General features: G+C 65.3%; 11 protein-coding genes and 2 tRNA genes. 9 read left to right on the top strand and 4 right to left on the bottom strand.

Annotated elements, in window-relative coordinates; genetic code table 11:
* Positions 1-89: 89 nt before the first annotated feature.
* From DFR67_RS17610 to dnaG, 5 genes are all read left to right on the top strand, one after another.
* Entirely contained in the window at positions 90-1,478 is a 1,389-nt protein-coding gene (locus DFR67_RS17610) for a glycine--tRNA ligase (protein WP_110470804.1), read from the top strand.
* Between the two features lie 60 nt (positions 1,479-1,538).
* Complete coding sequence (locus DFR67_RS17605; protein ID WP_110470803.1) at positions 1,539-2,039, top strand: hypothetical protein; 501 nt, start codon at positions 1,539-1,541, stop codon at positions 2,037-2,039.
* A 143-nt stretch (positions 2,040-2,182) separates the two neighbouring features.
* The gene (locus DFR67_RS17600; RefSeq protein ID WP_110470802.1) at positions 2,183-2,665 is read left to right on the top strand and encodes a cold-shock protein; all 483 of its coding nucleotides are present in this window, start codon (positions 2,183-2,185) and stop codon (positions 2,663-2,665) included.
* Positions 2,658-3,977, top strand: a complete 1,320-nt coding sequence (locus DFR67_RS17595) for a deoxyguanosinetriphosphate triphosphohydrolase (protein WP_425451295.1) — start codon at positions 2,658-2,660, stop codon at positions 3,975-3,977. Before DFR67_RS17600 ends, DFR67_RS17595 begins: the two co-directional genes overlap by 8 nt.
* A gap of 106 nt (positions 3,978-4,083) precedes the next feature.
* Positions 4,084-6,030, top strand: a complete 1,947-nt coding sequence (gene dnaG, locus DFR67_RS17590; protein WP_110470800.1) for a DNA primase — start codon at positions 4,084-4,086, stop codon at positions 6,028-6,030.
* A gap of 5 nt (positions 6,031-6,035) precedes the next feature.
* On the opposite strand, the gene DFR67_RS17585 is transcribed toward dnaG, so the two are convergent.
* The gene (locus tag DFR67_RS17585) at positions 6,036-6,281 is read right to left on the bottom strand and encodes a hypothetical protein (protein ID WP_110470799.1); all 246 of its coding nucleotides are present in this window, start codon (positions 6,279-6,281) and stop codon (positions 6,036-6,038) included.
* Positions 6,282-6,471: 190 nt separating this feature from the next.
* Between DFR67_RS17585 and DFR67_RS17580 the strand changes: the two genes are divergently transcribed.
* The 3 genes from DFR67_RS17580 (at position 6,472) to DFR67_RS17570 (ending at position 8,084) form a co-directional block, all read left to right on the top strand.
* Positions 6,472-6,544: transfer RNA gene (locus DFR67_RS17580), tRNA-Asn, on the top strand.
* 276 nt (positions 6,545-6,820) lie between these two features.
* Positions 6,821-7,942 (top strand): AI-2E family transporter, encoded by a 1,122-nt coding sequence (locus DFR67_RS17575; RefSeq protein WP_110470798.1) that lies wholly within the window; start codon positions 6,821-6,823, stop codon positions 7,940-7,942.
* 68 nt (positions 7,943-8,010) lie between these two features.
* A tRNA-Ile gene (locus DFR67_RS17570) sits at positions 8,011-8,084 on the top strand.
* A 1-nt stretch (position 8,085) separates the two neighbouring features.
* Here DFR67_RS17570 and DFR67_RS17565 read toward each other — a convergent pair.
* Positions 8,086-8,979, bottom strand: a complete 894-nt coding sequence (locus DFR67_RS17565) for an alpha/beta fold hydrolase (protein WP_110470928.1) — start codon at positions 8,977-8,979, stop codon at positions 8,086-8,088.
* 98 nt (positions 8,980-9,077) lie between these two features.
* On the opposite strand from DFR67_RS17565, the gene DFR67_RS17560 reads away from it, so the two are divergent.
* Positions 9,078-11,045: an AfsR/SARP family transcriptional regulator gene (locus DFR67_RS17560; protein WP_110470797.1), complete on the top strand. Its 1,968-nt coding sequence runs from the start codon at positions 9,078-9,080 to the stop codon at positions 11,043-11,045.
* Positions 11,046-11,132: 87 nt separating this feature from the next.
* Here the strand turns inward: DFR67_RS17560 and DFR67_RS17555 are convergent, their stop codons facing one another.
* Both DFR67_RS17555 and DFR67_RS17550 read right to left on the bottom strand, forming a co-directional pair.
* On the bottom strand, positions 11,133-12,272 hold the full coding sequence (locus DFR67_RS17555) for an FAD-dependent oxidoreductase (protein ID WP_158539983.1): 1,140 nt from the start codon (positions 12,270-12,272) through the stop codon (positions 11,133-11,135).
* A 151-nt stretch (positions 12,273-12,423) separates the two neighbouring features.
* The gene (locus DFR67_RS17550; protein ID WP_110470795.1) at positions 12,424-15,246 is read right to left on the bottom strand and encodes an AfsR/SARP family transcriptional regulator; all 2,823 of its coding nucleotides are present in this window, start codon (positions 15,244-15,246) and stop codon (positions 12,424-12,426) included.
* Positions 15,247-15,286 lie beyond the last annotated feature (40 nt).

Genomic DNA, 15,286 nt, shown 5'->3' with positions numbered 1-15,286 from the left:
GCTATGTCAAACGCGTGTGAGTGATCGGCGTCGTCCACGGAACCGTCGCCGGGCGAAAGGGGCGCCGCGGGGACCGATAGGCTGGGTGTGTGGCAGGCAAAACCAATCTCGTGGATTCCGTGGTCAACCTCTCGAAGCGCCGGGGGTTGGTGTACCAGTGCGGCGAGATCTATGGCGGTACAAAGTCGGCGTGGGACTACGGCCCCCTCGGTGTCGAACTCAAGGACAACATCAAGAAGCAGTGGTGGCGCAACATGGTCACCTCGCGCGACGACGTCGTGGGACTCGACTCGTCGGTGATCCTTCCCCGCCAGGTGTGGGAGGCCTCGGGTCACGTCGAAACCTTCAGTGACCCCTTGGTGGAGTCACTGCACACGCACAAGCGGTATCGCGCCGATCATCTGATCGAGGCTTACGAGAACAAGCACGGCCATCTGCCGCCCAGCGGTCTGGCCGACATCAACGATCCCGACACCGGCCAGCCCGGCTCGTGGACCGAACCGCGTGCGTTCTCGGGCCTGCTGAAGACTTTCCTCGGTCCTGTCGACGACGAAGCGGGACTGCATTACCTGCGTCCCGAGACCGCCCAGGGCATCTTCATCAACTTCAAGAACGTGATGACGACGGCCCGTAAGAAGCCGCCGTTCGGCATCGGTCAGATCGGCAAGAGCTTCCGGAACGAGATCACCCCGGGCAACTTCATCTTCCGCACCCGCGAGTTCGAGCAGATGGAGATGGAGTTCTTCGTCAAGCCCGGCGACGACGAGGACTGGCACCAGTACTGGATCGACTACCGCCACCAGTGGTACGTCGATCTGGGCATCGACCCAGACAACCTGCGCCTCTTCGATCACCCGAAAGAGAAGCTCTCGCACTACTCCAAGCGCACCGTCGACGTGGAATACCGGTTCGGCTTCGCCGGTGGGGAATGGGGCGAGCTCGAGGGCGTGGCCAACCGCACCGACTTCGACCTCAGCACCCATATGAAGCATTCAGGCGAGGATCTGTCGTTCTTCGATCAGGCCTCTGGCGAGAAGTATGTGCCGTATGTGATCGAACCTGCTGCGGGCCTCACCAGGTCTCTGATGGCGTTCCTGTGCGATGCATACACCGAGGAGCAGGTTCCGAATGCAAAGGGCGGCACCGATTCCCGCACCGTACTGAAGCTTGATCGACGGCTGTCCCCGGTCAAGGCCGCGGTGCTCCCGCTCTCCCGTAATGAGCAGCTCTCGCCCAAGGCGAAGGACCTGGCCGCGGAGCTGCGCAAGTTCTGGAACGTCGACTTCGACGACGCGCAGGGCATCGGCAAGCGCTACCGCCGCCAGGACGAGGTCGGCACCCCGTTCTGCGTCACCGTCGACTTCGACACCCTCGACGATCAGGCCGTCACCGTTCGTGAACGCGACACCATGACGCAGGAACGCGTGGCGCTCGACAAGGTCGTCGAGTACCTCGCGCCGCGACTGATCGGCTGCTGACTCGGGTGCCGTTGCCTATGCTCGACATAGGCAACGGTGCCTTGTGAAGTCGGGAGCGCAATGAACGCAGTTCTGAAGTCCCTGTCCGAGGACGAGTATGTGCTGATTCGGAAGACGAAGAAGAAGCAGCTCGCAGAACTCGACGAAGAGCGGCTGATCAAGCTCCACACCAGGGTGCGCCGCGCTCGCGACAAGCATGTGACCAACTATCGCCAGGCCGGGGCCGCCAAGGTCGCGAAGAAGGGCGGCCGGGGCGCAGCGCGGCCGGCGAACAAGCACAACGCGGCCAAGGCCGAGGCGTTCGAGGCGGCGCTGGCCCGGGTGAGCAGGCAGCTCGGCGCGGTCGCCAAACGCAGTGCTGCCGAACTCAAAGATGCCCGGCTGGCGGCGGCCGCCGGGAATTCGGCGAAACCGAGCTCGGCGGGCAAGGGGCAGGGCAAAGTGATCTCGGCAGGAAAAGACCGCGTGGATGCCACACGCAAGTCGTCGGGTCGCAAGAAGTACGAGGCATCGTCGAAGGCGGCGGGCAAGCGTCGGCAGGCGAAAAAGGACAACCGGTAATCGAGGGTCAGCAGGCCTGATTTGGCCTGCTGACCAGTTGAACTGTCTCAATACGGCCCAGTCTGGGATACTCGCAGGCGTAGTAAGTCGTCGGGTCGCGCATGGGGTGTGGCCAGCAGTGGCGGCGAGAGAGTGGGTAGATCGTGTCCGTGAGTGGAAAAATCGTTCATTTCGATGCCAACAAGGGCTTCGGATTCTTGGCACCCGACGCCGGTGGCTCGGATGTCTTCTTGCACATCAACGACATCGACATCGATGAGCATTCGCTCAAGCCCGGTGCGGCAGTCGAGTTCGATATCGAAGAGACAGATCGTGGGTCCAAAGCGGTCAATCTCGTGGTGACCGGTGGGGCCCCGGCCAGCGCACCCGAGCGTCCTCGGCGTACCGAGGGTGCTCGCGACGGCGGACGTCCGGATCGTCGGCATGACGATCGCGGCGGCGCCCGTGACGATCGACGCAAGCCCGCTCGTGGCGGCGATGCGGCAAGTCTCGATTCGGGTACGTTCTCCGAGGAGATCACCGAACTGCTCCTCGACGCCTCGGGTACCCTGACCGCGTCCCAGATCCTCGCGATCCGTCAGCGCGTCACCGACTTCGCCATCGCCCGGGGTTGGGTGTTTGACTGACCATCCGGTGACCGACTCGTCTGCGGGATTGCCGCCGCAGGTTCTCCGCGCCGAGTACGACGAGGCCGATGTCGAACGGCTCGTTCCTGAGGGTGCGAAGGTCGCGGGGCTGGCTGGTACCCGAAACGACTACCGCAGTGCCTTTGCGCGCGACCGCGCGCGGGTGCTGCACTGTGCTGCGTTGCGCAGGCTCGCGGACAAGACCCAGGTGGTCGGCCCGCACGAGGGTGACACGCCGCGTACCCGCCTGACGCACTCGCTGGAGGTCGGGCAGATCGGTCGCGGGATCGCGATCGGGGTCGGATGTGATCCCGACCTGGTCGATCTGGCCGGCCTTGCCCACGACATCGGCCACCCTCCTTACGGACACAACGGCGAACGTGCACTCGATGAGGTCGCCGCCGACTTCGGCGGTTTCGAAGGAAACGCGCAGAATCTGCGCATCCTGACCCGTTTGGAGCCGAAACTTCTTGATGCGCAGGGTCGTAGCGTGGGATTGAACCTGACCCGCGCGTCGCTCGACGCCACCTTGAAGTACCCGTGGACCCGTCCGAAGCCGGGTGCCAAGTTCGGTGCGTACGGCGATGATTCGGAAGTCCTTTCCTGGATCCGCAACGGTCGCACCGACACCAGGCAATCGCTCGAATGTCAGGTGATGGACTGGTCCGATGACGTCGCCTACTCGGTTCACGACGTAGAGGACGGCGTGATGGCCGGCCGTATCGATCTGCGCAGTCTCGGCGACAGCACCGAGCAGAAGGATCTCGCCGCGGTCGGCGTGCGGGAGTTCCCCGGCCTCGACGAGAACGTCCTCATCGAGGCCGCGGCTCGTCTGTGGGACATGGAGATCGTCCACGACGTCGGCGATTACGATGGCACCCTGAATCGGCTCGTTGCCCTCAAGCGTCTGACCAGTGAGTTGGTCGGCCGGTTCGCGTCGGCGGCCATCACGATGACCCGGCGCGAAGCGGGGGAATGCGGGATCAGCCGCTATCAGGCCGACCTGGTCATCCCGCCGATGGTTGCGGCCGAGGTCGCCGTCCTCAAGACGCTGGCGCTGCGCTTCATCTTCTCCGACCCTCGGCACCGCGCTCACCAGGCCCGCCAGCGGGATCGGATCCACCGCGTCGCCAACTGGCTGCTGCACGCCGCTCCTGGTGGGCTCGACCCGTTGCTGGCGCCGGACTGGCACGGTGCGGCTGATGACGCCGCCCGTATGCGGGTGATCATCGATCAGATCGCCTCGATGACCGAAGGTCGCCTCGAACGTATGGATCGCCAGAGCATGGGTGCCTCCGCGCACCTGGGTTAGCCCGATTTTGGTGGGTTGTGGCGAGCGTTTGCGCAGGTCGCGTTCGCCAGAACCCACCACTTTCGGGGATGCGGGACCGCGATCGACGGGCGGCTAGACTTGGGGAGTGGCAGGCCGAATTCCCGATCGTGACATCACGGCTATTCGTGAACGCGCGCACATCGAGGAGATCGTCGGCGAGTACGTGGCGCTGCGCAAAGCGGGCGCCGATTCCCTCAAGGGGCTCTGCCCGTTCCACGACGAGAAGTCGCCGTCGTTCCACGTGCGCCCCAACCACGGGCACTTCCACTGTTTCGGGTGCGGCGAAGGCGGCGACGTCTATACGTTTCTGCAGAAGGTCGAGCACGTCAGTTTCGTCGAGGCCGTCGAACAGCTCGCCGACCGCGTGGGCTACTCGATCAGCTACGAAGGCGGCGGCACCAGCGTCGCCCGCGACCGCGGAACCCGTGCCCGCCTGGTCGCCGCGAATGCCGCTGCGCAGAAGTACTACGCGGAGCAGCTCTCGACTCCCGAAGCGCAGACCGCTCGCGACTACCTGACCGAGCGTTCTTTCGACGGCGCGGTAGCGCTGAAGTTCGGTCTCGGCTACGCGCCCGCCGGTTGGGACAAGATGACCAAGGCTCTCCTGTCCCAGGGCTTCGAGTTCAACGAGCTCGAGGCGGCGGGACTTTCGAAGCAGGGCCAGCGTGGCCCCATCGACCGCTTTCATCGCCGGCTCCTGTGGCCCATCAAGAATCTGGGCGGCGACATCATCGGCTTCGGCGCGCGCAAACTCTTCGACGACGACAACATGGGCAAGTACATGAACACCCCGGAGACGATGCTGTACAAAAAGTCTCAGGTACTGTTCGGGCTCGATCACGCGAAGAAACACATCGCCAAGGGCCACCAGGCGGTGGTCGTCGAGGGCTACACCGATGTGATGGCGATGCATCTGGCCGGTGTCACCACCGCGATCGCATCGTGCGGCACCGCCTTCGGTGAAGATCACCTCGCGCTGCTCCGGCGGTTGATGATGGACGACAGCTACTTCCGCGGTGAGGTCATCTACACCTTCGACGGTGACGACGCGGGAAAAGCGGCCGCACTCAAGGCTTTCGAGGGCGAGCAGAGTATCGCCGGTCAGACGTTCGTCGCCGTCGCTCCCGACGGGATGGATCCGTGCGAGTTACGGCAGAACCAGGGCGATGCCGCGGTGCGTGATCTGATCGCCCGCCGTATACCGATGTTCGAGTTCGCGGTGAAAGCCCTGATCGGCAACTACGACCTCGACACCGCCGAAGGGCGGGTGCACGCCCTGCGTGAGGCGGTGCCCGTCGTGGCCCGCATCCGTGACGTCGCGCTCCGCGACGAATATGCCCGGCAGCTCGCGGGCTGGGTCGGCTGGGATGAAGTGGCTCAGGTGCTCAAGCGGGTACGAGAAGAGGCAGGCAAACAGGCGAGGAACGCCCGCTCCGGCGGTCCGGACACGTCGAAGTCACGGGACCGGCGGGTGCAGTCGGTGGAGCCTGCAGCCGCTGTCGTCGACCCTGATTCCAAGACTCCGACGGTGGTGCGACCTCGTCCCTCCGACCCGAGGCTGTGGCCGCAGCGCGAGGCGCTCAAAGCCGCGTTGCAGTATCCGGCCATCGCCGGCACCGTGTTCGATTCGCTGCCACCGGAGTGCTTCACCGAGCCCGCCTATCAGGTGATACGTGAGGCGATCGCCACTGCAGGCGGTACCGGCGCCTCCCACGGCGGAGCGCAGTGGGTCGACAGTGTCGGCCAGTTGGTCGAAGGCGCGGTGCTCGAGTCTCTGATGACCGAACTCGCGGTCGAGCCGATGTCGGTGTCGGAGTATATGATTCCGAGATACATCGGTAGCGTCCTGGCCCGGCTGCAGGAAGTCTGGGTGGGCTCTCAGATCGCAGACCTCAAATCGAAGCTGCGGCGGATGTCCCCCGGGGACGACCCCGATGCCTACAACGCGTTGTTCGGCGATCTGGTGGCACTCGAGGCCTATCGGCGCAGCCTTCTCGAACTGGCCGTCGGCCCGGACGAGAACACCGGCTAGCTCGATCAGTTGTTGCGGCTCTCCTCGGGACCCAACACCGTGGTGGCGTCGTCGATCTCTCGGAGCTCGGTCAGCTTCGGCTGGGTGCTGAGTTTTTCGGACAGCTTCTGCCGTCCGACGTCCACGGCCTTCTTGGTGGCGGGGGATGCGGCGACGGTCCGGTAGGCGCGGTTGATCTGCTCGTAGCGCTTGCGCCCGGCCTTGGCCCCGAGGACATAGCCGACGCCGAGGGCGGCGAGGAATCGAACCATAGGGACTCAGGCCTCCAGTTGCTGTGCGGAGCGGGCACCGACGTGGCGCCCGCAAATGTGGTTTCCCCATCCTGCCTGATCGAAACCGGAACCGCGGAATCTGGCCTGCTCGTGCGCTGCCCACCAGGGCGATTTGGCATGAGAGGGCCCCTATGCGCTAAAGTCATTCACCGGCCCCAGGGTCAGATATTCCCCCATAGCTCAATTGGCAGAGCTTCCGACTGTTAATCGGACGGTTACTGGTTCGAGTCCAGTTGGGGGAGCAGATATCACCAGCGTAACGGCACTTTCCAGCACTGTGGAAGGTGCCGTTTCTGCTATTGGCCCCCGCGTACACATCCGACGGGCTGCGCCGGGCGCGTGCACCGAACGTCGGGTGGCCGACCCCGAACTCGCTTATGGTTCTCCTGAGGTCACGAACTCATCCGCGGTGGATGAGGCACCCGACCGCGGGCTCTTCTAGGTTCAACACGTAGCTTCCGGAGGGGAATCAGTTGAGGTCTGAGACAGCGTCGCCGCCACCGATTCCGCAGTGGAGTATGCCGCGCGGGGTCATCGTCCTGCTGGCGATCGCCGCGTTGGTCGTGACGATCGCCGGGATCAAGAGCTTCTCCGGGGTCGTCGGTCCGACATTTCTTGCCTTGATGCTCACGGTGGCGGTCCATCCGCTCCCGGGCTTACTGCGTCGCAAAGGTTTTCCTGGCTGGCTGGCACTGCTGACGACGCTGCTGGCGGTCTGGGGGATCCTGCTGATCCTCGTCGTCTCGTTGGTGTACTCGGTGGCGCGATTGTCGACGATCCTCCCGCAGTACAGCGACAAGTTCGACAACATCGTCAACGACTTCCAGCAAACCTTGGCCGACCACGGGATCGGATCCGACCAGATCCACAAGTTGTTGTCGAATGTCGATTCGTCAAAGGTCATCTCCATCGTGAGCGACATCGTCGGCAGTGCGCTGGGTGTCTTCTCGAATCTCCTGTTCGTCCTGGTGCTGCTGCTGTTCATGACGGTGGATGCGATCACCTACGACAAACGCATGACAATTCTCGGCGACATGCGACCGGACGTGGTCAGCGCGTTCCAGAGCTTCGCGTCCGGGACCCGGACCTACCTGATCGTCTCGACGATCTTCGGTCTGATCGTCGCGGTTCTCGATGTCGGCGTGCTGTGGGCGATGGGGATACCCCTGCCGTTCCTCTGGGGACTGCTGGCGTTCATCACCAACTACATCCCCAACATCGGATTCGTCATCGGTCTGGTGCCGCCGGCGCTGCTGGCCTTGCTCGACGGTGGCTGGGTGTTGATGCTGTGGGTGATCGTCATCTACTCCGTGATCAACGTGGTGATCCAATCCATCATCCAGCCGAAGTTCGTCGGCGACGCCGTCGGATTGTCGGTGACCCTGACGTTCCTGTCACTGGTGTTCTGGGCGTGGGTGCTCGGTCCGCTCGGAGCCATCCTCGCCATCCCGCTGACGTTGATGTGCAAGGCGTTGCTCATCGACATGGATCCCGCGACCCGGTGGGCGGACGTGTTGCTCAGTGACGCCCCGCCCAAGGACGACGCATCGCCGGCCGACGACAGCGTCGAAAAGGCAGGCGGGGCAGACAAGGCAGGCGGGGACACGCCGCCGGGAGATGCGCTCGCCAAACCGGTGTAGGGCCGGTTTCGCAGCCACCAGCGCGGCTCGGTAGCATCATCGAGGTTTGTGGCGGCGTCGCCATGACTGGGGCGGTAGCTCAGTTGGTTAGAGCCGTGGACTCATAATCCATTGGTCGCGGGTTCGAGCCCCGCCCGCCCCACTCACGTCGTTCGCCCTGCGCGCGTCAACAATTCCCGGATCCGGCTGACGATCTCCGCAGGTGCTTCTTCGGCCATGAAGTGTCCACTGTCTGTGGTGTGGTGCCGCAGATCAAGAGCCCAGGCTTTCCACACCGCTGCAGCGTCGTAACCGAGCGCCGCGCCCCAATCCTGCTGGATCACCGTGACCGGCATCTGCAGCTGATTGCCCGCCGCCAGGTCGACCTGGTCGTGCTCGATGTCGATCCCTGCGGTCGCACGGTAGTCGGCGACGATCGACGGCACCGCGTTCGCGCTGGCTCGTAGGTACTCGGTGCGGACGTCGGACGGGATCGCGTCCGGATTCTTCGTCCAGGCGTCGAGGAAGTAGCCGAAAAACGCGTCGGCGCTGGTGGCGATCATGGATTCGGCCAGTCCGGGCGGTTGAGCCATCAGGTACAGATGGAATCCGACGGCTGCCGAGGCCCCGTGCATGACATCCCACATGTCGAGGGTGGGCAACACATCAAGGCATGCCAGGTGGGTGATTCTCTCGGGATGGTCGAGCCCCGCGCGGAAGGCGACGAGTGCTCCTCGATCGTGGCCGACCAACGCAAACTGACTGTGTCCCAACGACTCGGCGATTTGGACGATGTCCGCCGCCATCGTTCGTTTCGAATAGGTGCCGGCATCGCGTTCGTCGGGTTTGTCGCTGCTGCCGTAGCCGCGCAGATCTGGGCAGATGACGGTGTGTTCGGCGGCGAGGTCGGCGGCGACGTGCCGCCACATGAGATGGGTTTGCGGGAACCCGTGCAGCAGGACGACGGGGCTACCCGAACCGCCGACAGCGACGTTCAACGTCGTGCCGTCCCGCACGGTGATCTGGTGGTAATCGACATCGGTGATGACCGGGTTCATCTGCAGTCTCTTTCTCGAGATTTCGTGGACCGATACACACTGCGACGAAGCGATGAGCATTCGATGAGCGCCGAGGTCGACACCTCTACGCTGGTGCTGTGCGCATCGAGTTCGGAGTCCTCGGACCGGTCAGTGCATGGGACGCGCAGCAGGTCCCCATCGCCTTGAAAGGCCCGCGGCACCGCGCGGTCTTGGCGAGATTGCTGGTCGCCCGAGGCCGCGTGGTGCCGGTCTCGATGCTCGTCGATGACCTCTGGGAGGACCCGCCCGGTGATGCGGTCGGTGCGATCCGGACCTTCGTCAGCGCACTTCGGCGCGGCCTCGAACCGGATCGACCGCCGCGAAGGCCGGCGCAGATCCTTGTCACGGTCGGTGCCGGTTATGCGTTGCGAGTCGACCCCGACACGATCGACGCCGAGCGTTTCGAGAAGGTGGTGCACAGCGCGCGGGATCAAACCCCCGATGCCAACCTCGCAGCGCTCACCGAGGCCCTGCGCTGGTGGCGGGGACCGGCGTACTCGGATTTCACCGACGAGACCTGGGCGCGCAGCGAACGCGGGCGCCTCACCGAATTGCGTCTGCACGCAGTGGAATTGCTCGGTCAGGCGCGGATCGACCTCGGTCACGACGCCCAGGCCGTCGCAGATCTGGACGCCCACGTCGCCGAACATCCCTGGCGTGAACAGGGCTGGCAGCTGCTGGCGAGGGCTCTGTATCGTTCGGGCCGCCAAGGCGACGCGCTCGCCGTACTGCGCCGTGCCCGCACTCTGCTGATCGACCAGTTGGGTATCGAGCCCGGCCCCGCGGCCCGGATCCTCGAGGCAGACATCCTCCAGCAGGCACCACACCTTCGAGCCCACTCCATGACGACCGATCCCGCCGCTGGTCTGTGGGAGCAGACAGCTGCGGCCTATCACCGCACTGTCGGCGCTCGATCGCAGGCAAGGTTGCGATCGACGGTCGACCTGCTCCGGAGTCTGGCGGTCTCCGGTGGCAGCGGATTGGAAATCGCACGACATCAGCGGTGGGCCACGATCGTCGCGGCGGAAGAGGTCGGCGACGTCGAGCTGACGGCCCGGGTGATCGGTGCCTACGACGTCCCGGCGATCTGGTCGCGCTCTGACGATGCCGAGTTGGCAGCGTCGATCGTGGCGGCGGCGCAGCGCACTCTCTCTGCACTGCCGACCGACGCGGACGCCGTGACCCGGGCCCGACTCCTGGCAACGATCGCCCTCGAATCCCGCGGCGACCCGGGGCCCCGCGCGCCGGCTGCTGCACGGGATGCCGAAACGATCGCCCGCCGTCTCGACGATCCCGTTCTCCTCGTGTTCGCGCTCAATGGTGTCTTCATGCAGACCTTTTCGCGGGCCGGGTGCTCCCGGGAGCGCGCGGCAATCGGTGACGAACTCATCAGGGTGGCGTCGAGGCATGGGTTGATCACTTCCGAGGTGCTCGGCCACCTGGTCAGCATGCAGGCGTCGAGCGCGGTCGGTGACCTGGGCACTGCCGACGCACACGCAGCGGCGGCGGATGCCCTCGCCGAACGCTACGAGTCGCCCCTCGTCGGCGTGTTCACCACCTGGTACCGAGCGCTGCGGAGCGCACTCACGGGCGCGCCAGCGGCCGATGTGGAGGCGGCGTATCGAGCGGCGGCCCGGGGACTCGACGGCGCGGGGATGCCTGGGCTGGAGTGCGGACTACTACCGCTGGCCCTCCTCGCACTGCGTATGCACCACCACCTGTCGGCGCCCGTCGATGATCACCTCGACTGGGGTCCGTACGAGCCGTGGGTCAGACCGCTGGTGCTGCTGGCACAGGAGCGTCACTCCGACGCGGCCACGGCGTTGCACGATGTACGGGAGCCGCCGCACGACCACCTGCTCGAGCTCTTGTGGTGCCTGATCGCGCGGGCCGCCGTTGCCGTCGGGGATCAGGAGTGGATAGCGCGCGCGCGCACGGCACTGGTGCCGGCAGCAGATGAGTACGCCGGCGCAGGCAGCGGCCTGATCACCGCTGGACCGGTCTCGACATATCTGAAGGAGTTGGCTGCCGCACGCCGAACATAGACGACACTTCCTCCGGGTGTGGTGAGGTCCTCCGGTTGCAGTCGAAGGGTCTGGCACGTGTCGGAGGATGTGGCAGGTCCTTCGACTTCAGTGAGCTGACGCGCCCCGATCCAGCTGGAACCTGGGCGTGGGTTGGGCGGCTCCGGTGACCAGGTCGGCGATCATGCTGCCGATGAGCGGTGCGAACTTGGCCCCGTGACCTGAACACGTCGCCGCGACCACCAGCGGGCCGTTGCGGTCGAGAATGAAGTCACCATCAGGTGTCATCGTGATCAGGCCGCTCGATTCGGCGAGAGGCGTGGGGTCCAGGGCGGGCATCCAGTCGCGGACGTACTCGACGACCGACTGGCGCTGTTCGTCGGTGATGTGTTGGTCGCGGACCTCGGTGGTGGTGACGTCGCCGTCGTGGAAGCAGCCGACCTTCATGGCGGGCACCGCGACGTCGGTGCCCGACGGCATGCCGTACATCTGCCTGCCGTTCTTGTGGACGAAGGTCGGGAGCGCGTGCTCGCCCGGTCGCAGGGCGAAGTGGAAGGTCTGTTGCTGCCGGATCGTCAGAGGCGGCAAGACAGGCTCCGAGTTGCCTGCGAACTCGGCTACGGCGGACGAGAAGTCGGGGAGCCACGCACCCGTGGTCAGGACCGCGAACTGGGCGATGATCTGATCGCCGCCGGCGCTGTGCAGGGCGACGTCCCCGGTGGGCATCATGTTGGCGTCGATGACCCTCGTCGTCGGCAGGATGGTGGCTCCTGCGGCCGCGGCCAGTGATGTCGCAGCCACGATGGTGCTCTCCGGATCGAAGACGCCGGCACAGGCGTGGAATATCGCATCGGTCTCGAACCGCATTCCCGGCCAGCGTGTCCCGGCCTCGCGTGCGGAGAGCAGTTCGTTCGGTACACCATGCGCCGCCATCAGGGACGACAGGGTTTCCACGTCGTAGTCCGGACCGTGATCGATGCCGCCGGTGCCGGTCAACAAATGGGTGCCGGATTCATCTTGCAGTCGTTGCCATTGCTCGAGGGCGAGCCCGGTCATCGCCGCATACAGCGGATCGGCGTAGGCCCGCCGGAAGCTGCGCGAGCGACCGTGAGAGCTGCCGTGATCATGTCCGACCTCGTAGGCCTCGAGGACGGCAACGGACAGCCCCCGCGAGGCCAATTGCCAAGCGGCACAAGACCCCATGAGTCCGGCGCCGACGATCGCGACGTCCGCCCGGTGAACGGTCATCGAGACAGATCCCACTCTGTCTGTGATGTACCCATCGACATCCCCACCCTTGTTGTCCTTCGAGGACCACCATCGGGTCACTACCTGAACAGAATGGAACGGCTGGAGGTGGTTGTCCACTCGAACGCGGGTCGGCCGGGCGGGAGCCGGCTCAACGGACGTCGGTGGATCCTGCCCATTCGGTGACCAGCTCGCGGACCTCGTCGCGGGACAGCGCCCTGCCCGCATCACCTTCCTCGGCGAGGATTGCGGGGTCGATCTCGCTGCGCATGGTCGCACCGAATGCGGCCAGCTCGACCACATCCATCTTCTCGGGCGAGTACCCGGTCAGGTCGGTCATACCATCGACCACGCCCATCAGCTGGGCGGCAGGCCTGTGCTCACCGCGGCGGAAGAGGGCGTACGACAGGGTGAACAGAGCGACCATCCACGACGTCAGATCGTAGGCACGCTCGCAGTAGCCAACCATCCGCGCCAGTTTGTTCTCGGCCAGCCCTCCCCATTTTCCCTGTGCCAAATCACTTTTCGCATGGATCCAGAGGATCGATGCTGCGCACCAGTCGTATCCGCAGTTGCGTGCGACCTCGACTGCGGATTCGAAGTGTCTGGCGGCCGACTCGTGGTCGCCGGATCGGAAGTCTGCTGTTCCCAGTGACATCAGCGACTCCGCCGCAGTCCACGGCGAGTTGTATCGGCGAGCGATCTCGAGGGAGTCGTGTGCGTGTTGGCGGGCCGCATCGACAAGTCCTGCGCCGGCTTCGAAAAAGGCGAGCGTGACCGCGGCATCGCCGCGGGCGATGTGTACGACGGGGTCGGCGGCGTCGATGTCGAACTCACCGTACATCTCACCGAGCCGGGTGAGGGCGGCGAACAGTGCAGGCAGATCTGCGCCGAGATAGCTGGTGATGGCACTGCCCGCAACGGCTCGAACCCGGGTGGCGATGGGTACCTCGGGCGGCGCCGTGAGGGCAGGCGCGAGCATCCGCATACCCTCATCGGCGAAACCGCGGCGGTACCAGAACCAGTAGACGTTCCCGACGATCTCGAGGTATGTCTCGGAGTGCGGATCGACCCGATCGAGTGCAGCGCGGATATTGGCCATGTCGGCATCGAGCTTGCGGGTCCACGCCAGACACTGCGGGCCTCGGAGGCCGAGATAGGCCTCGGTTGCCATGCCGACGACCCACCGGGTGTGAGCAGTCCGCAGTCCCTCCATCCGCTGCGAGTCCTGTTGTGCTGCAGCGTAGCTGCGCAGGGTTTCGAGCATGAGATAGCGTCGGGGATCGCCACCGATCGATTTGAGCATCGACTTGTCGATCAGTGTGCCCAGCTCGGTGATCAGTCCGCGGCGCGCGGTGACCTGCCGTGCCGCATCGAGGTCGAAGCCGCCCTGGAACACCGCGAGATCGCAGAACAGTCGCTGTTGGCTGTCCGTCAGCGACTGATACGACCCGTCGATGGCCGCCTGCATAGAGGCGTGACGGGCGTTGGTGCGGGGCCCGCCACGTAACACCTCGAACCGGTCGTCGAGCATGTCGATGATCTGGCGGACGGACAGCGTCGACGATTGTCCGGCGGCGAGCTCGATGGCCAGGGGTATGTGATCAAGCGCAATGCAAAGCTTTTCGATGTCCTCTGGTTCGGCGTCTGCGGCTGCTGACCCCGCGCGTTCGAGAAACAACTGCGCCGAATCCGCTAGCGGTGGCATCTCGAAGAGCGTCTCGCCGGCCACTCCGACGGCCTCGCGGCTGGTTGCGAGGATACGAATCTTCGGGCACGTCGCCAGAATCGCGGTGGCCAGCGCCGCCACTTCATCGAGGAGGTGCTCGCAGTTGTCGAGCACGAGCACGAAGTTCCGGTCGTGGAGCAGGGACGTCAACACCGGGATGCCCCCGTTGATGGTGAGTCCGAGCGCCGAGACCACCGTGTCGAGGGCGGCTGCGGCATTGTGCGCGCCGGCCAGCTCGACCAGCCAGGGGCCGTCCGCGTCTTTGCGGGCACGAGCGACTTCGAGGGCAGCCCGGGTTTTCCCCATCCCTCCCGGCCCGGTGAGCGTGACCATGCGACAGCCGGACAGCAACTCGTCGATCTCGTCGATCTGCGCTTCGCGGCCCACGAGCGATGTCAGCGCCAACGGGATGTTCCCGGTGGGGCGCTCGGGGTTGAATCTCGGCGCGGGCGCACCGGCGGCGGTTGCGGTACCGGGCAGAAGGGTCGGATCCTGACGCAGGATCGCATCTTGCAGATCCAGCAGAGTCTGACGAGGGTCGGCACCGAGTTCGTCGGCGATTCGATCGCGCGCCGATCGCAGGGTCGCGAGGGCATCGCCTTGGTTGCCCGCACGATAGTGCGCCAGTGCCAGGAGCTCCCAGGCCCTCTCGCGGAGAGGATCGGCGGTGGTGATGGCCTCGAGTTCGGCGATGGCGGCGGTGAACTCGCCGCAGTCCGATCGTGCTGCGAGCTGGTCCTCGACGACATCGGCGCGCAGACGCTCGAGTCTGGTCGCCTCGATGGCCGCGAAATCCCAGTTCGCTGCATCCGCGTAGGCGGGGCCCCACCACAACTCGAGGGCCTCGGTCAGCGTTCGGCGAGCGCCCTCCGAGTCACCCGTGGTGATCTGATCGCGGCCGGAGGCAGCCAGCGTCTCGAACCTGCCCGCGTCGACATGCCGGCGATCGACGGCCAGGGCGTAGCCGGTGCCCTGACGTACCAGGATCTGCGGCGCTGACCGGCCGCGCTCGGGTTCGAGTGCCTTGCGGAGCGTCGCCACGTACCCCTGCAAGGTCAATTGCGCCGACCGGGGTGGCTTGCCGCGCCACAAATCGTCGATCAGTGTCGCGTCGGGCACCATCTGGCCGCGGGCCATGATCAATCTGGCCAACAGGGCCCGGGGGAGCGGGCCACCCAACGCAACGGGTTCCCCGTCCCGGATCACTGTGAGCGCGCCGAGAACTCGCACCGAGACGTCAGGCATAGCAACGACGATAGATAAATCGGACGTCCGGCGGTATCCG

Source organism: Williamsia limnetica, assembly GCF_003217475.1.
GTDB classification, from domain to species: Bacteria; Actinomycetota; Actinomycetes; order Mycobacteriales; family Mycobacteriaceae; genus Williamsia; species Williamsia limnetica.
The sequence above is the reverse complement of the archived record's forward strand: the minus strand, read 5'-3'. Positions and strand labels throughout refer to the sequence as shown.